Annotated in this window: 14 protein-coding genes; 7 read left to right on the forward strand and 7 right to left on the reverse strand. The window is 59.4% G+C overall.

What is annotated here, in order from left to right; all coding sequences use genetic code 11:
• Positions 1-153 precede the first annotated feature (153 nt).
• A complete protein-coding gene (gene lptD, locus ACILSO_RS03785; RefSeq protein WP_395736032.1) occupies positions 154-2,547 on the forward strand; it encodes an LPS assembly protein LptD in 2,394 nt (797 codons plus the stop codon).
• A gap of 403 nt (positions 2,548-2,950) precedes the next feature.
• Here the strand turns inward: lptD and ACILSO_RS03790 are convergent, their stop codons facing one another.
• Positions 2,951-3,511 carry a hypothetical protein gene (locus ACILSO_RS03790; protein WP_395736033.1) on the reverse strand — a complete coding sequence of 187 codons (561 nt, stop codon included), beginning with the start codon at positions 3,509-3,511 and terminating at the stop codon, positions 2,951-2,953.
• Here ACILSO_RS03790 and ACILSO_RS03795 point away from each other — a divergent pair.
• Both ACILSO_RS03795 and ACILSO_RS03800 read left to right on the forward strand, forming a co-directional pair.
• A complete protein-coding gene (locus ACILSO_RS03795; protein ID WP_395736034.1) occupies positions 3,510-3,758 on the forward strand; it encodes a hypothetical protein in 249 nt (82 codons plus the stop codon). The genes ACILSO_RS03790 and ACILSO_RS03795 overlap by 2 nt on opposite strands.
• A gap of 402 nt (positions 3,759-4,160) precedes the next feature.
• The gene (locus ACILSO_RS03800) at positions 4,161-5,132 is read left to right on the forward strand and encodes an NAD-dependent epimerase/dehydratase family protein (RefSeq protein WP_395736035.1); all 972 of its coding nucleotides are present in this window, start codon (positions 4,161-4,163) and stop codon (positions 5,130-5,132) included.
• On the opposite strand, the gene ACILSO_RS03805 is transcribed toward ACILSO_RS03800, so the two are convergent.
• The 3 genes from ACILSO_RS03805 to ACILSO_RS03815 form a co-directional block, all read right to left on the reverse strand.
• Complete coding sequence (locus ACILSO_RS03805; protein ID WP_395736036.1) at positions 5,129-6,007, reverse strand: HAD family hydrolase; 879 nt, start codon at positions 6,005-6,007, stop codon at positions 5,129-5,131. The genes ACILSO_RS03800 and ACILSO_RS03805 overlap by 4 nt on opposite strands.
• Positions 6,008-6,082: 75 nt before the next feature.
• Positions 6,083-6,979 carry a TIGR01777 family oxidoreductase gene (locus ACILSO_RS03810; protein ID WP_395736037.1) on the reverse strand — a complete coding sequence of 299 codons (897 nt, stop codon included), beginning with the start codon at positions 6,977-6,979 and terminating at the stop codon, positions 6,083-6,085.
• Positions 6,980-6,995: 16 nt separating this feature from the next.
• Positions 6,996-8,063, reverse strand: a complete 1,068-nt coding sequence (locus tag ACILSO_RS03815) for a class I SAM-dependent methyltransferase (protein ID WP_395736038.1) — start codon at positions 8,061-8,063, stop codon at positions 6,996-6,998.
• Positions 8,064-8,140: 77 nt separating this feature from the next.
• Between ACILSO_RS03815 and ACILSO_RS03820 the strand changes: the two genes are divergently transcribed.
• Positions 8,141-10,657 carry a transglycosylase domain-containing protein gene (locus ACILSO_RS03820; RefSeq protein ID WP_395736039.1) on the forward strand — a complete coding sequence of 839 codons (2,517 nt, stop codon included), beginning with the start codon at positions 8,141-8,143 and terminating at the stop codon, positions 10,655-10,657.
• 34 nt (positions 10,658-10,691) lie between these two features.
• Here the strand turns inward: ACILSO_RS03820 and ACILSO_RS03825 are convergent, their stop codons facing one another.
• Together ACILSO_RS03825 and dctA are read right to left on the reverse strand one after the other, a co-directional pair.
• Positions 10,692-11,120, reverse strand: coding sequence for a DUF2059 domain-containing protein (locus tag ACILSO_RS03825; protein ID WP_395736040.1), 429 nt, complete (start codon positions 11,118-11,120; stop codon positions 10,692-10,694).
• A gap of 64 nt (positions 11,121-11,184) precedes the next feature.
• On the reverse strand, positions 11,185-12,441 hold the full coding sequence (dctA, locus tag ACILSO_RS03830) for a C4-dicarboxylate transporter DctA (protein WP_395736041.1): 1,257 nt from the start codon (positions 12,439-12,441) through the stop codon (positions 11,185-11,187).
• 174 nt (positions 12,442-12,615) lie between these two features.
• Between dctA and leuC the strand changes: the two genes are divergently transcribed.
• The 3 genes from leuC to ACILSO_RS03845 all read left to right on the forward strand — a co-directional run bounded on the left by leuC (position 12,616) and on the right by ACILSO_RS03845 (position 16,338).
• Entirely contained in the window at positions 12,616-14,031 is a 1,416-nt protein-coding gene (leuC, locus tag ACILSO_RS03835; protein ID WP_395736042.1) for a 3-isopropylmalate dehydratase large subunit, read from the forward strand.
• A gap of 169 nt (positions 14,032-14,200) precedes the next feature.
• Positions 14,201-15,232: an alpha/beta hydrolase gene (locus ACILSO_RS03840; RefSeq protein WP_395736043.1), complete on the forward strand. Its 1,032-nt coding sequence runs from the start codon at positions 14,201-14,203 to the stop codon at positions 15,230-15,232.
• Positions 15,233-15,240: 8 nt separating this feature from the next.
• Positions 15,241-16,338: an SGNH/GDSL hydrolase family protein gene (locus tag ACILSO_RS03845; RefSeq protein WP_395736044.1), complete on the forward strand. Its 1,098-nt coding sequence runs from the start codon at positions 15,241-15,243 to the stop codon at positions 16,336-16,338.
• A gap of 17 nt (positions 16,339-16,355) precedes the next feature.
• On the opposite strand, the gene ACILSO_RS03850 is transcribed toward ACILSO_RS03845, so the two are convergent.
• Positions 16,356-17,582 (reverse strand): mandelate racemase/muconate lactonizing enzyme family protein, encoded by a 1,227-nt coding sequence (locus ACILSO_RS03850; protein ID WP_395736045.1) that lies wholly within the window; start codon positions 17,580-17,582, stop codon positions 16,356-16,358.
• Positions 17,583-17,591 lie beyond the last annotated feature (9 nt).

Raw genomic sequence — 17,591 nt, forward strand, 5'->3', positions numbered from 1 at the left:
CTATTTAGGGTGATGCTCTCTCGTGTTATGATTTTTTCAAGATTTTGCGTGACGGTTCTTGTTTGCGTCCTGGCAGCCGCCGGGGCGGCAAGCGGGCAATCCCTTCTCGACAGCCTCACGAGCGATTTAAATATTCGCGGTTTAACGACCACGATGGATCCCGAAACGGGCATCGCGACGGTGACAGGCGACGTGCATATTCACTACGGAAACGTCGAAATGCGCTGTGGCAGTGCGCAGTACAACCAGTCCACTGGAGAAGTGATTGCCAAGGACGGAGTGACGATCTGGCGGGATGGCACGATCTACCGCGGGGATTCGATCACCTACAACTCGATCACGGGTGAGATGTCAGGCAGAAATGTGATCACCGGCATCGCGGCGGGAACGTCTGGCATTCCAGGCACCGCGCTGACGGGCAGCGGAGGCGGTGCCGGCGGCGGCGGATTCAGGAGAACGGCGGGCATGTTTTTCTTCAAGGCGGAAGATTTCCACTCCAGCAGCAAGTTGGAGAACCGGATTGATGCCACAGGGGTGTCCTTTACCTCGCACGACGTGCAGGATCCGAATTACCGGCTGGCAGTCAAAGAGCTGACAATTTATCCGGAAGACAGGGCCATCCTCAAGGATGTGAAGATGTATGCCGGGAAAACACCCTTCTTGTGGGTGCCGAAACTGACGAAATCTTTGGATGAGGAGACAAACCTGCGGCTTGGGCCCGGCTTTCAGAGCCGCTGGGGCGCCTTCCTGCTCACACAGCTGGCCGTGGTGCATGGCGACCACACTTATGCGAAGTACAAATTTGACCTCCGCAGCAAACGTGGCGTGGGCGCCGGGGTGGATTTCATCTCGCTGCGCCACAGTGCGAACCGGCAGAATTTTGGCACGCTGAAGCTTTACGGTGTCAACGACACCGCCCCCAACACGAATGCGACCAGCGCAACACGATATGCGGTGCCGACGAACCGTTATCGCGTCAACTTTCAGCATCGTATCTACCTGCCCGGGCCTGATGTTAACACTTGGTATCTGGATTTCGACATCAACAAGATCAGCGACATCCACTTCTACGAGGATTTCTTCTTCAACGACTACCGGACCAATCGCGAGCCGGACAACCTCGTTTCCCTCATTCACACGAATGACTCCTACGTCGCCACGCTGATGGCGAAGTTTAAGCTGAACAACTTCTACCGCACGACAACCCGTCTGCCCGAGCTCTCCATTGATTTTACCCGGCGGCCGCTGTGGAACACGGGGATCTACCATCAGGGGACGATCAGTGCCGGCATTATTGGTGAAGTGGTGGGCAACCAGGAAAAGGCCGAACTTCTCCGCCTGCAGGCGCTGGGGGCGGGTGGTCTGCCAGGTGTGCTGGGGGATCCACTGGGCACAGCGGCTTCCTCCTTCCTCAGTCTCGCGGGGCAGTCCCGCAATGCCACTCTGACACCTTTGGATGTGACGCAGGGGCTTGGAGCCATCTCCAGCAGGCTTCGGCAGCCGGGTTACGGGCGCTTCCACACCTATCATGAGTTTCTGTACCCGAAGACCTTTATGGGCTGGCTGAATGTGACGCCGAGGATTGGTGCGGGCCTGACAAGCTACACGGGCATCGTCGGCAGCGTGACCGGGCTCAGCCACTACACCCGAGGCATTTTCAGCATGGGCCTGGACGTTTCCTTCAAGCTCTCCAAAAACTGGAGTGATGTGCAGGTGCCGCTTCTCGGACTCAACGGCATACGCCACGTGTTCCAGCCCTACTTGAACTATTCTTACCTGGATGCAAATCAGAACGCCGGCCTGCCTGCGATCGACAGGCTTTCCTCCACCACGAGGCCGCGCTCCATTGATGTGCCGTTGTTTACTGCGGTGGACAGCCTCAGATCATGGAATGTGGCGCGTGTTGGTTTCCGCAACCTGCTGCAGACCAAGCGTGACTACATGGGCAGCAATGGGTACGGTGGTTTTTGGGAGACGCCCAATGGCGGGGACGAGCAGACCTACACCTGGGCGGGCATGAACACGTACGTGAACGTTTTTGGCAAGGACCCGGAGTATGGCCGAAGCCTCTCCAATGTTTACAATGAACTGTTCTGGGTGCCGGTGCCCTGGGCCAGCCTGAGGTCTGACGTGCAGCTGCCGATTCAAGGCGGGGTGGGAAGCTTCACCGAAGCCAACAACAGCGTCACGTGGCTGATCAACAAAAACGCGTCCTTTGAAATGGGGCACCAGTACATTCACGACCACCCGTTTTTCCGCAACAGCAGCCTGCTTTACACGCGCTTTTATGCCCGGCTGAACGAGGACTTCGGCTTTAACACCTACCACATCTACGAAGCGACGGGGGGCATCCTGCAGTTTCAGAGCTACAGCATTTCGAAGGACTTGAGCAGCTGGGTTGCTTCCTTCGGTGTGATGTCACGCAACAATGGCAATGGCATTTCAGACTTCGGTCTTCTCCTGTCCTTCACTCTCAAGGACTTCCCGAAATTCAACTTCGACCTGGACATGGATCCGAATCCTGGTGGTCGCGGCGGCAAGCAGTAGTCCTCACGTGATTGGAGCGGGTGATATTTCGCCTCGGTGCTGCCAAGCTGGCCGTTTGAGGGATGGGGAATACAGTCAGGCCGCGATTTGTTGAACGCTTAGCATCGCCGTGTCTGGAGTGAAGCGCGTCGCTTTTGGAAGATGAACATCGTTCTCTTCGTCGCCTCTTCCGCCACTCGCGCATGAGCGCTCACTCACATGCATAAAAACGAAATCTCATTGCCTCCGCAAAGGTGGCAATGAGATGACTGTTTGGGAAAACTCGCTGCTCCAAACGGCTTACATGCTGCCACCGCTCTTGGCGAGGAAATTGAGGGCCAAGGCTGCTACAGCAAGGAGGAAAACTAACCAGGCAAGAGGCATGAAATGAGAAAAGTGAAGGTGAGTCTGTCAGGAAGGGGCTTCAAGGAATCGGCTTCAAAGTGCTGGCGAACTTCTCGTTGGACCAGGTGCTGTTGGCTTTGGAAAAGGTTTCCCAATCCTGTTTGAGCACTTCTGGAACCTTGACGGGAGAGCCGCCTTCTTTGTCGACGAAGCCGGCGCTGTCTGATCCAAGGAGCTGCACGGTCATCAAGACAGCGGAGAGCACGAAGCAGATCACCGACAATGGCACCAATCCGGCTTCCGGGTCTTTTTCTTCATAAAACTGCTCTGCGTCCGCAGCGGCGCTGCGCTTCACCGGAGCGCTTGGAGGCGCCGAAATGGAGGGGCGCTGCATGGCCTGAGTAGGCTGCAGCTTGACGGTTGCTTTTGGGAGTGGGGCAGCACCACCGGTGGCGCCGCCAGCCATGGGGCCGGTGCCAGCACCAGGTGCTGAAGGAGGACGAGGTCCGGGTGCCTTCTGCAGAGGGACGGTTGGAGCGCCGGTTTCCGTGCGGGGTGGCGGGGCGGCTGGATTCTGGCTGAGGGGACGGGTGGCTGCCGGCAGGCCCGCCATGGGTGGAGCGGCCGGACGGGGCGGCATGGGAGCGCCGGGGGCCGAAGGTGCCACGGGAGCGCCTGGGGGCCTCGGGGCCGTAGGCGGAGCCAGCGGACGTGCCGGAGGGGGCATCGAACCCGACGGAGCTGGAGCGCTCGGAGGAGGGGAAGAAACCACAGGAACAGCGGCGGTGACCTTCCGGGACGGCGGAGACATTGGCGGCGCAGGCAGCTTCACCGGAGTGGTGCTGGACTTGGGCGCAGGCGGCGGAAGGGGGGCCGAGGGCAGCTGAATCGGAGCTGTGGACTTCTTCGACACCATGGGAACCACGGAGGTCGTGTTGAAGGAGGCTGGAATGCCGCCGGTAGCCGGGGAAATGGGGGCCGTGGACTCACGAGGCTGGGTGACACCAGCACCAGGACGCCCACGCAGGGTGATGCGCACGGTCTCCTTTTTAAGCGGGACGGCGGCTGTCTTTGGCGTTGAGCCAGAAGGTGGTTGGGGTGGCGTGTTTTCGGGTTCGCTCATGGTTCAAAGACTGGAAAATGAATGATTCAGAGAATTCCCCTACATTTAGCGAAATTCGCCCCCTTGCGTCAATCCCTTTCTCCTGATGCCCTTGCAAATGTCGGATCGCTGCCCGTTAGTTGCTCATTCGGCGGCCTGCAACCACGGCCCCCGGACCCTATTTAGCATGAAAATTCTTGTCACAGGCGGAGCTGGATTCATCGGCTCCCATACCGTTGAGCGTCTCATTCAAGATGATGCCGCACAGATCACGATCATCGACAGCTTCAACGACTATTACAATCCGTCGATCAAGAGGGAGAACGTGCGAGCGCTAGGGCCGAAAGTGGTGGTCCGGGAAGGAGAAATCACCGATCCCCAGTTTGTGGCTGAAACTTTCGAAAAGGGTCATTTTGACGCGGTTATTCACCTTGCGGCCCGGGCCGGAGTGCGCCCCTCCATCGAGCAGCCGGAATTGTACATCGACACCAACATCAAAGGCACATTCCATCTGCTGGAGGCAGCCCGGCGCACTGGAGTGAAGCACTTTGTTTTTGCCAGCAGTTCCTCTGTCTATGGCGTGAACAAGAAAGTCCCGTTTGCAGAGGCGGATCCCATTCTTCAAACCATCAGCCCCTATGCCATGACCAAGATGGCAGGCGAGCAGATGTGCTCAAACTACAGCCATCTCTATGGCATCAAGACGGTGGCTCTGCGTTTTTTCACTGTCTATGGCCCACGCCAGCGCCCTGACCTGGCCATTTCCAAATTCAGCCGTCTCATTGAAGACGGCAAGCCAATCGACAAATTCGGCGATGGCAGCACTGCGCGGGACTACACTTTTGTTCATGACATCGTGGATGGCATTGTCGGTGCGCTGAACTATCGCAGCGGCCCTATCTGCGACATTTTCAATCTCGGCGGGTCGCAGACCGTCACGTTGAATGAACTCATCACCAACATTGAGCATGCCCTCGGCAAGAAGGCGGTCATCAATCAACTGCCTGAGCAGCCCGGCGATGTGCCGCTGACCTCCGCCGATGTGAGCAAGGCAAAGTCTCTGCTGGGCTTCAAGCCCACGACCACGATAGCGCAAGGGGTGCCCGCCTATGTGGAATGGTTCCGCGAGATGCGGGCGCGAGGGATCGCGGTCTGCTAGAAATGAGGTGCTGAAACGGTGCCTTCCTCGATCTCCTGGCGCCGTTTGCGGACGATGCCGTCGGCAATGTCTGTGACCATCTCCTCCAGCAGGAGGCGCAGATGGCTGCCGGAGCGGTAATCGGCGGGAGCAATGTGTTTCACCCGGTCGGCCACGCCCGTGAGCTGGTAGCACTTGCGGAAGCTGCTGCGGCTGACTTCATCTGGATTGTACACCGCCACAGCATGTCCGCCGTAGCGTTTCATGAGGGTGAAGCACGGCACGTCCGTGGGGCCGTCTCCCACATAGATCATGTGCTGGAAAGGGATGGGGCGCAGTTCATGGGCCATGTGGTCATTCACGTCCTCATGAGGCTCCAGCATGCCTTTGTTGATGCGAAAGATGTACTGGGTCTTGGTGGTGTGGCTGATCACGCGCTTCGGGAAGGTGATGCGGCCGTTTTTGTCCTCGCCGAATTCGCAGCCGAAGATGCGCTTCACAAATGGCGCCAGCGCGGACCCGTCCAGCAGCGCCTTGAGGCCACTGGATATGATGTAGTGCTCGATCTTCACCCCCAGCAGCCGGTGCTGGTCATTGAGAACTTTGTTCAGCTCGTCGAACAACTCGGGCACCCCGCGGAAAAAATTCAGTTTTGAGCCAAGTTTCCGCAGGTCGTCGTTGGTGGGACGGTCCATTTCGAGGTAGTCGAGCATGCATTTGAGGTAGGCCAGTTCGCCGTCGTATCCTTCCTGATTGACCAGCTCACGGCTGCGTTTCCAAAACTGCTCGGGATTGATGCCGAAGTGAGGGAAGAGCGTCTCGTCCTGCATGTAGGTGGGACTGAGCGTCTGGTCATAATCGTAGATGATGCCGATGGTGGTCTGCTGGGATGCCATGCTGGGGAAATTGACGGTTATTTGCAGTGGTGGACGATTGTTTACAGTTGTTTCAAGCCACTGCCAACCACGCCTTCATACGAGTGATTTGAACGCCCCGGAAATGTCGGCATGCTCGAATTCGAAGCCCATTTCAGCGGCGATGCGAGGAATGACGCGCTGGCCGCTCAGCAGCATTTCTTCCGCCATTCCACGCAGCAGCAGCCGGAGCACGAAAGCGGGGGCATGAAAGAAGGCCGGGCGATGAAGAGCTTCGGCGAGCTTTCGGGTGAACTCCGCATTCGTCACTGCGCCCGGTGCGCAAAGATTCACGGGGCCGCTCACTGTTTCCGTCTCGAGCGCCTTGAGAATGATCTGCACCGCGTCATTGAGGTGGATCCAAGACATCCACTGCTCGCCGCTTCCCAGCCTGCCGCCGAGACCGAGGCCAAAAACGCGACGCAGCAGGGGAAAGGCCCCGCCGTCACGGCCCAGGACCATGCCCGTGCGTAAAGAGACGACTCGCATGCCCAGGGCCTCCGCCCGGTGTGCGGCCCTTTCCCAGCCTGCGCAAACATCCGCCAGGAAGCCCTCACCGCGTGGAGAGGTTTCATCCACGATGGCCGACCCGCTGTTGCCATAAAATCCAGCGCCGGAGGCGCAGAGGAGCACTTTCGGGCGGTTCTGCTCCTTCCACGTCCCCAGGTGCGCAACGAGAGCTTCCGTGAAATCCACCCTGCTTTTCCAGATCCGATCCCGTTTCTCCGCAGTCCACAGCCCCATCAGCGATTCCCCGGACAGATGCACCAGCGCATCCAGCTTTGTCTCCGGCAGCGCATGGGCCGCCTGCCGCGGCTGCTGCAAGTTTTCGTCTGCCACGGGGGCTCCTTTGCTTCCACGGGAGTAGGCCACGATCTGATGGCCCTTGCCATGCGCCAGCAAAGCAAAATGACTGCCGATGAAACCCGTGGCGCCTGTGAGGCCGATGCGCATAAACCCTGTAACGTTCTTAACGTCCGGGAGGTTTCTCCAGAATGACACAGCGGAAGGAGCGCCCCATCAGCGCTGGATGGGTGAGAGACTGGAACTGGCGCATCGTGGCTGCATCGGGCTGGCTGCCTTCCAGGCTTTGAATCCAGGAGGTGGCCATGCGCCCCAGAACACGGCCTTGCAGGTCATATTCACGCTGCGCAAGTCCATGCCGCAGGGCTTCCTCGATCAGGCGCGTGAAATTGATGTGAGTTGTGAGATCGCACTCGCCCAGCCCTGCCAGCACCTGGCCATCCATTTGGTGCTGATGGTAGCGACGAATCGTGCCCTCCGCCCGTGCGTCCGCATGAAACTCCTCCGCATCCAGACCGTAGTCGGCAATGAAGATGGCACCGCGAAACGCTGAATGTGCGAGGTCACGAATCCAAGCCAGCATGGCGAGATTGATTTCCAAGACGTGGCCGGTAGCGAGGTCGTGCGGCAGGTGTTTTACCTCGGCCTCCAGATTCCCGCAGGAGCAGTCTCCTGGAATGAAGCGAAAGGCTTCCGCGCCGTCCGATTCCACGAACAATTCCTCCCAGCGCTCGCCGTTCCACCGCACGAGGTGGACCGGAAAGGCGTCCGGCAGTTCGTTGCACAAGAAAAAAGCATGGGCCGGGCTGGTTTTGAGATCGGCAAGGCTTTCCACCCAATGCACCGGGCGTCCTTCAAGCCTGCGGGCTTGAGCCTCACGATATCGGGCGTTCGGCTCCACAATGAGGTAGCGGATGCCTGTACCGCCAAGAGCGTCCATGACATCCTCTGCCAGCTGGCCGTCGTGGGCGCCTTGCTCAATGATGGTAAAATCCGCGGGTTCCCCCAGATCCCGCCACTCCTGCAGAGCCCGCATGGCGAGCAGCTTCCCAAACAACGGACCCACGCTCACGCTGGTGAAAAAGTCGCCCTGACGACCGATTTTGCGTGGCCCTGCGCCATAATAACCATGCTCAGGATGATAAAGCGCCAGTTCCATGACCTGTGCAAAGGGAAGCCGGCCGGAGGGCGTGGCGGCGAGTTTTGCGCGAAGGATCTGGGGCAGGGAAGACATGGAGGAGAACCGAGGGAAAGGACTGGCGCAGAATGTGAAGGGGGGGTAGTTTGTCCGCTCTTCTTTCTTCCCAATCCATGTTCCGTGATGATCCCGATCTTAAGCCTGTGCGCAACTGGCGTGGCGAAGCCGGCCTGAAACTGCCCTTTTACCGCCGCGGCTGGTTCAGCGCCTTGATGGCCTTTGCGCTGCTTTGCGTGGTGGCTGCTTTTGGTGTGTACAGCGTTATCGTGGCACCCTTGAGGCGGGACGCAGAGAAATTTGATCTTGAGGAACTCAAGAAACTCGAGTCTGCGAGCATCATTTATGATCGTGACGGCGATGAAATGGCCCGTTTGTACGTGCTGAATCGTACGCCAGTGCCGGTGACGGATGTGCCGCAGCACTTCATCGACGCGCTGGTGGCGCAGGAAGATTCGCGCTTCTTCAAGCATGATGGCGTGGATTACATCGGCCTGGCCCGAGCGGTGAAGGAAAACATCGTGGCCCGCGAAGTGACGCAGGGTGCGAGCACGATCACGCAGCAGCTGGCCCGGCAAACCTTCAAGCTGCTGGAGCGCAGCTACAAGCGCAAGATTTTGGAGGCCTTCATCGCCCAGCGCATTGAGAAGCAGTTTTCGAAGCCTGAAATTCTCGAATTCTATCTGAACCGCATCTTTTTCGGCATCAACTTTTACGGGATTCAGGCCGCTGCTCGTGGCTATTTTGGCAAGGACGCCAAGGATCTCACCGTCGAGGAGTCGGCGACGATTGTGGGGCTGATCAAAAGCCCGAACAACATCCAGCCCATCAAGCATCCGCAGCGCGCGCTGAAGGAGCGAAACTATGTGCTCGAGCGCATGTCCATCGAGGGCACGCTGACGAAGGAGGAGGCGGCAAGGCTGAAGAAAAAGCCGCTTGTCACCGCTCCGCAGAGCTCCGACCCCCGCCTGAGCTACGTCTTTGACTCGGTGCGTCGGGAGGTGGTGGAACTCGTGGGTGAAGAGCGTGCCTCCATCGGCGGCTTCAAGATTTACACGAGCATTGATCAGGATCTGCAGAAAGCCACGGAAGAAGCTGTCACCAAGCGGATGGCTGAAGTGGAAAAACGCGCAGGCTACGAGCACCAGACCTTTGCGCAGTTCCGCGCGATCATGACCGACTACCGCGCGCGCATGAGGCGTGGTGAGATCGACCCGGCCACGCCCAAGCCGCTGCCGGAATATCTGCAGGCAGCCGCTTTGATGATCGATAACAAAGACGGCAGCATTCTTGCCATGGTGGGCGGAAGGGATTTCGGAGACAGCCAGTTTAACCGTGCGACAGACGGAGTGCGTCCGGCGGGGACTGCCTTCACACCGCTGGTGTACGCGGCGGCATTCAGCAATCCAGGGCTTTATCCTGGCACCAAGGTGGACGACGCACCTCTGGACAACCGCCGCGTGATGATCGGCGGTCTCACCGGCATTCTCGGAGAGTGGGGCGCGGAGGTGGACAATCCGAAGTGGACCCAGGCGCCGATGAGTTCTCGTGAGGCGCTGATCCAAGGCCGCAATTCGGCCACGGTGCGCCTGGGAGAGCGTGTGGGCGTGCCCATGGTCAAACAGGTGGCGCAGAAGGCGGGCATCAGCTCCGAAATGCGGGACTATCCCTCGATGTTTCTGGGAGCAAGCGAGGTGCGGCTGAGTGAGATGTGCCTGGCGTACTCGAATTTCCCCACCCTGGGCAGCCGACCGCAGAAGCTGAACCTGATTCAGCGCATCACCGACAACAATGACAAGGCGGTGTTTCAAATCTCTGAAGCGGCCCTGCGCAGCGTGCAGAGCATGGACCCCATTGCCGCCTACCAGACGCACACCTGTCTCGTGGATGCGCTGCACCGGGGCACCGGGAGTCCGGCGGTCAGTGATTACAAGCTCGGCGAATTCACGGCCGGAGGCAAAACGGGCACGCATTACGAGTTCAAGGATCTTTGGTTCATGGGCTACACCTCGGGAGTCACCTGCGGCGTGTGGGCTGGCTTCGACAAGCAGAAGACCATCTATCCCGGCGCCTTTTCCAACCGCATCGTGCTGCCGGTTTGGACGGACATGGTGAATGCCAGCATCACACGTTACGTGCCGCAGGAGATCGAACCGCCGCAGACGGCGGAGCGTGTGGAGATGTGCCAGCGCAGCGGCATGCGCGCCACCGACTACTGCTACGAGAAAATCAAGGGACCTGACGGCCGTGAAAAATCCGTGCGCGCCACTTACTTCGAATATTTGCGCCCGGGCACGCCGCTGGAGGGTTTTTGCAATCTTCACACCGGCGAAGGACTGCCAGTCGAGATCAAGCAGTTTGGCTACCAGTCCCCCATCAGCGCTTTTGGATCCGCCCCTCTCATCGCGGAGACTTCCAAATGGGTGAACGTTGAGCCTGTGCGCATGCGGGCTCTCACGGTGATCGGCGAAGATCCTTATAATTCGGAGATGGCGGTCCCACGTGCCAGCCCGGTCAACGATGACGGCACGCCGATCCGCAAAGCCATTCCTGTGGATGCCGTGGACGGAGGGGATGACGATGGTCCGAAGCTGAAGCTAGCTCCGCCGCCGCCCATGAAGATCGATTTTTGATTGAGCGGGCCGCGCCGATCCGTGAAGGCAGCGACTACTTCTTTTCGTGTTTTTTGAGAAGCGGGGCCGCCACTTCCTCAACGTAAGCCTGGCCCGCAGCGGCGCATTCCTTCAGGACCGTTATCTGGCTTTTGAGAAAGGACCGGCCGTGGGGAGATTCGAAGAAGGCAATCCAGGCCTTGATCTCTTCATGGGAAAAATGTTTTTCATAAATGGGCACCATTCTTTCGATGAAGTCCTGCGGGTTGAGCTTTGCAGACAGCTCCTTCCAGAATGCAGCCGGAACATCCGGGTTGGCACGGCTTTGCAATTCAATGTTGTTCTGGATGTCCGCAAAACTCAGCTCGGCGACGTGGGTCAGTTTGAGAAACTTGCGAATGTCCTGAGTCAGAGCCGAATCGGCGTCTTTGGCCTGGGCTGTGAGGGTGCATGCAAGGAGGAAGGTGAAGAGGATGGCGCGCATGATTGCAAGGCTGGCTTTCAAAGGGATGGTCCGGAGAAAAACGGGTGTGGTCAGCGTGCAGCATTTACCTGAGCAGCATCTTTCCTTTTTCTGCGTCAAATTCATTCTCCCACCTGGCCACGACGAGCATGGCCACGGTGTTGCCGATCAGATTGGTGATGGCGCGAGCTTCAGAGAGGAAGCGATCGATGCCGAGGATGAGAGCGAGTCCGGCTACTGGGATGGTATGCGTGGCGCCGAGGGTGGCGGCCAGTGTGATAAACCCACCACCGGTGACTGCAGCAGCGCCTTTCGAGGTGAGCAGCAGAATGCCAAGAATGCCCAGTTCCTGCGCCAGGGAGAGGGGTGTGTCGGTGGCCTGGGCCACGAACAGCGCGGCCATGGTGAGGTAGATGCTGGTTCCATCCAGATTGAAGGAGTAGCCCGCGGGCAGGACGATGCCCACAACCCCGTCAGAACAGCCGCTGTTCTCCATCTTTCGCATCAAGCCTGGCAGTGCGGCTTCCGATGAAGAGGTGCCGAGCGTGAGCAGCAGCTCCTCCTTGATATGCCGCAGGATCTTCCACAGGCTGAATTCGTTCCACCAGGCAATGGAGCCGAGCACGACAAAAACAAACAGCAGGCATGTGAGATAGACGCAGCCCATGAGGAGCATGAGGTTCCCGAGCGCGCCAAATCCGAACTTGCCGATCACATACGCCATGGCTCCAAAAGCCGCGATGGGCGCGGCCTTGGTCACAATGCTGACAATGCCGAAGAACATCTGCGACACCGAGTGCAGCATGTCGTTGATCATTTTGGCGCGGTCCCCCATTCTGGCCAGTGCCACGCCGGCCAGGATGGCAATGAACAGCACCTGAAGAATCTCCCCTTCGGAAAAGGCGCTGACAAAGGTTTTTGGGATGATCTGCATCAGGTGCCCGACCACCGTCAGCTTTTCTCCCGCCTTGGTGTAGCTGTCGAAATCCTTCTGGTCGTCAGCGCTCAGCACGATCTCCGCCGGATTCATGTGCATGCCCGCACCTGGCTGCACCCCCTTTGCCACCATCAGTCCAATGATCAGCGCCACGGTGGTCACCAGTTCAAAATAAATCAGCGCCTTCAGACCCACGCTGCCCAGCTTTTTCAGGTCTCCCATTCCGGCGATTCCATGCACCACCGTGCAAAAAATGATTGGTGCGATCAGCATCTTCACCGCGTTTACAAAGGCCACGCCCAGGGTTTTCAGCGGGATCGACTCGGAAGGCCAGAAACACCCCATCAGGATGCCCAGCAGGATCCCGACCAGCACCTGCACGTAGAGATTTTTCAGCCATTTCATGGGCGCGGATGCTGGCAGGTCCGGGAGGAAATGCCAAGAAGCATTGTTTCACGACTTTTAGTGAGGGTGTTCGTCGTGGCATTAGGCATCTGGCGGGACTTCTTTCCCCATCCTTGCACCCTCCGCCGGGCGTGCTAGGCTGCCAGCCCTCCAAACCACCAATTCGCACGCATCATGGGCAAAACACTCTTCGCAAAAGTCTGGGACTCGCACGTCGTCGGCACCCTCGCCAATGGCCAGACACAGCTCCTCATTGACACTCATCTCGTCCATGAAGTGACCAGCCCCCAGGCCTTCGGCATGCTGCGCGATCTGAACCTGAAGGTGGCCTACCCGCACCGCACCTTCGCCACGGTGGACCACATTGTCCCCACGGACAGCCAGGTCTCCCCGTTTGCCGACCCCCTGGCCGAGGCCATGATCCAGGAACTCAACAAGAACGCCAAGGAGTTCGGCATCACCTACTTCAGTCTTTCCAGTGGCAAGCAGGGCATTGTGCACGTTGTGGGGCCTGAGCAGGGCATCACCCAGCCCGGCACCACCATCGCCTGCGGCGACAGCCACACTGCGACTCACGGCGCTTTTGGAGCCATCGCCTTCGGCATCGGCACCACCCAGGTGCGCGACATCCTGGCCACGCAGACCATGGCGCTGGGCAAGATGAAGGTCCGCCGCATCAATGTGGACGGCCAGCTCCGCCCCGGAGTTTACGCGAAGGATGTCATCCTCCACATCATCCGCCTTCTTGGAGCGAACGGCGGCATCGGTTACGCCTACGAATACGGCGGCAGCTTGTTTGACGCCATGTCCATGGAAGAGCGCATGACCGTCTGCAACATGAGCATCGAAGGTGGTGCGCGCTGCGGCTATGTGAATCCGGACGAAAAGACTTTTGAGTATCTCAAGGGCCGCCCCTACTCCCCGACGGGAGATGCCTGGGACAGCACCGTTGCCCAATGGCGTGCCGTCGCCTCCGACAAAGACTGCGTCTATGACGACGTGGTGAACATCAAGGCCGAAGACGTTCCTCCGACAGTCACCTGGGGCACCAGCCCGGACCAGGCGATCTCTGTGACAGAAAACGTGCCGACCGCCGAAAGCGCCAGCACCGAGCCTGGCCGGATTTCCATCCAGGATGCCCTGGACTACATGAAGCTGCCAGCCGGCCAACCCATCAAGGGCACCAAGATCGACGTGGCCTTCATCGGCTCCTGCACCAACGGTCGTCTCAGCGACTTCCGCGAAGTGGCGAAATTCATCAAAGGCCGCAAGGTGGCTGCTGGAGTCAAAGCCATCGCCGTTCCTGGCTCGCAGGTGGTGGATGTGCTCGCGCGCCAGGAAGGGCTGCATGAGGTCTTCAGCGAAGCTGGCTTTGAATGGCGCGGCGCAGGCTGCTCCATGTGCCTGGCCATGAACCCCGACAAACTTGTGGGAGACCAGCTCTGCGCCTCCTCCTCGAACCGCAACTTCAAGGGCCGCCAGGGCAGCACCACGGGACGCACCGTTCTCATGAGCCCCGTCATGGTCGCCGCAGCCGCTCTCACCGGCAGCATCGCGGACGCCCGCGAGGTGTTCACGATTGCCGGTTGATCAGCTGAAGTTTCTTCCAAAGAGGCGCGGGTCGCGAGATCCGCGCCTTTTTTGTGACTTCGGTGAATCCAGAATCATGTTATAGACGGACATCTCCCGATTTGTGAAATCCGTGGCGCTCACTCTGGCACTTCTCCTTTTGTCCTTTCTGGCGGTCAACGCCTGGATCATGGCGCCCACGCGCCTGCAATGGCAGCTCCAGCTGGTGACCACCGAGTTCGGCCACTGGCTCACGCTGCTGCTGCTCGCGTCACTTTATCCAGCCCTGCGTTCATCGCGCTTGGTCGCGCTACTTTGCCTGATTCTCGCCATCGTCTTTTTCATACCAGCCATGCAGGCATCGCGCATTGCCAGGGCTCAGAGCCTGGGTTTCTCCTGGCTGCGTCTGTGGATGCCGCTGCACACCGGGAAATTCAAAGTGCATCATGAGCGCCGCACCTACTGGCAGCAGGGGGCTGAATCTCTCGACATCGTCATCTATCGCCCAGCCGGCAAACGAGAGCCGCTGCCCTGCCTCCTCATCGCCCACACTGGCGGCTGGGACAGCGGTGATCCGGGCGAGTTTATCGCCGCCAATACCGAACTCGCATCCCACGGCTACGTGCTCTGCTCATACGCCTATCGCCTTGCGCCGAAGCACCGGTGGCCTGCGCAGGCGGAGGATACCCGCCACGCCTTCGCCTGGGTGCGCGATCATGCGGCAGAACTCGGCATCGATGCGCGGCACATTGTCCTCATGGGGCGCTCGGCTGGTGCACAGATCGCCGCCGCCTGCGCCTACGGTATGCCGGATCTTGGCGCCCGGGCATGCATTGATGTTTATGGCACTCCCAACATGCATCTGGCCCGCGAGTGGTCGGTTCCGGACGACCTGCTCAAATCACTCACCCTCGTCCGCCAGTACATGGGAGGAGACCCGCATGAAGTGACCGAAGGCTACCGCACCGCCTCCGCCACGGAGTTTCTTCACACGCACCAAATTCCCACACTGATCGTTCACGGCACCCAGGATTCCCTGGTCGGCATTGGGCATAGCCGCCGTTTCAGCACCAGCCTCGCACAGATCGGGGCGGACCACTTCTTTCTCGAGCTTCCCTGGGCTACGCATGGCATGGATTTTTTTCCTTCCACTCCCGGCGGCCAGCTTTCCATGGCAGCCATTCTCCGCTTCTTGGAACGATTCGCCCATGGCGCTCCGTAGTGGGAGTCATGCACCGGATTTTCAGTCTTCTTTTTGTCATCGCCACGTCTGCTGTCGCCGGCGATCTCCAGCTTACTCTTCCGCCGGTGGTTTACGCCACGCCGGATGTCGCGATGAGCATCTACCACGACAACATCGTCCTCACCGAGAAGCCCGAGGACTACCGCTTTGAGTTCACGTGCAAGCTTGGCAAAAACGAAGACCGCCGCTGGACCCTCACGCCTTCTGACAAGGACGTTGGCGATCACCCCCTCGCCATCACCGTCAAGGATGCCGGTGGCAAAGTCGTCGAGCAGGGAAAGACGACGCTGCATGTTTCTCCGCGCAAATCCTCCTCCACGCAGCCGCTGCGCATCCTCATCGTGGGAGACAGCCTCACGCACGCCTCCGCCTACCCCAACGAGATTGCCCGCCTGCTGGCTCAGCCGGGCAATCCGAAGACGATGCTTCTAGGCACGCACAAACCTGCCGGCGCGCAGCCTGGCGTTGCTCACGAGGGCTACGGCGGCTGGCGGTGGATCGATTTTCTCACCAAGTTTTCGCCGGAGGCTGCAGGTGTCACTGCAGGGCCTCTCGCGCGCAAATCCACCAGCCCCTTTGTTTTTCCCTCCGCAGATGGCAAGAAAGGCGACTTCGACCTGCCTCGATACTTTAAGGAACACTGCGACAACCAGCCGCCCGACATCGTCACGTTCCTCCTTGGCATCAACGACTGCTTCGGCGCTGACCCCAACAATCCCGACGCCAAAATCAACGAGGTGCTCGACAATGCGGACAAACTCCTCGCCGAATTTCACAAAGCCGCGCCCAAGGCCAAACTCGCCGTCGGTCTCACCACTCCTCCGAACGCCCGGCAGGAAGGTTTTACAGCGAACTATAAGGACAAATATCCGCGCTGGGGCTGGAAGCGCATCCAGCACCGCCTTGTGCAAATCATGCTCAAGCGTCTCTCCAACCGGGAGAAGGACGGAATCTTCATCGTTCCCACAGAGCTGAATGTGGATCCCGTGGATGGGTATCCCAACAACAACGGCGTCCATCCCAATGCCGTCGGCTACGCCCAGATCGGCGCAAGCTTCTACTCGTGGATGAAATCGAAGCTTTAAGGGGCCTGCCAACCCCGCTACTTCGCCACACTCTTCCTCCATCCGTTCACTCCTTCACGGAACAGTTCGTCCTTCAACTTGGTCCCCAGACCTGTTCCCGTGGGGATCTGCGCCTTCCCGTTCACGATCACTGGCAGTGTATCGACCAGCTTGTCGTAGAACGAGCGGATGTGCGCCCGGACCGTCTCCTGAAAAACGACATTGGCCGATGAGGCCGCGAGATGCAGGCCGCTGAAAAGCGTGAGCGGGCCGGTGCAGTCGTGAATCGTCGCGGGGACGTTGAAGGTCTGCGCCATGTCGATGACGCGGCGGGTTTCGCTGATGCCGCCGTTCCAGGTGGGATCGACCATGCAGTAGTCGCAAGCCTGCGCTTGCAGCACGCTCAAATATTCTTTACGGCCGAGCAGCATTTCGCTCGCCGCGATGGGCAGACCGCTCCGACGACGGAAATCGGCCAGCGTGGCTGCGTTGTCGACGCGCAGCACGTCTTCCAGCCAGAGCGGTTTGATCTCGCGCAAAGCTTCGGCGATGCGTTCCGCCGCCGGGAGCTGGAAAAACGCGTGCCCTTCGATGGCGATGTCCATTTTCATGCCCACTCGATCGCGAATCTCTCGCAGGGGTTTCATCGCTTCTTCCACATCGGCCCATGAGATGTGCAGACCGCCGTTGCGATGTGCCGCGCGATCAAAGGGCCACAGCTTCATCGCGGTGATGCCTTCAGCGAGCAATTCCTCAGCGAGATCACCGGCGGCAAAGTGAGAGGCCCAGTTGTCTTGCAGCGGTCCCTTGCTGCCGATGTCGCCATAGCCCGGCCAGCCCGGATGACGTGGAGCTGCTGTGGTGCCTGCCAGCGCGCCGTAACTCGGACCGCCGCTCGTATTATACACGGGAATCGCCTCACGCACCGGCCCGCCGAGCAGGCGATACACCGGTTGGTTGCACGCCTGCCCAAGAATGTCCCACATCGCGAGATCAATGGCCGACAGCGCGCGCATCTCCGCACCCGGATGCCCAAACGGTGTGCAGCGCTCATAGATGAAACGCCAGTGCGCCTCGATCGCCAGCGCATCGGCTCCGAGCAGGTGCTCTGCCATCCAATCGTGAATCAACGCAGCGATGGCATGTGGCGTGTAATACGTCTCGCCGCAGCCGATGAACCCGTCCTCCGTGTGAATGCGGACGAGCAGCAGATTCGGCATGATGCCGGAGGGAATGGCGGTTTCGATGGCGGTGATGCGTGACATGAGGGGGGA

This window comes from Prosthecobacter sp. (assembly GCF_044226605.1).
GTDB lineage: Bacteria > Verrucomicrobiota > Verrucomicrobiia > Verrucomicrobiales > Verrucomicrobiaceae > Prosthecobacter.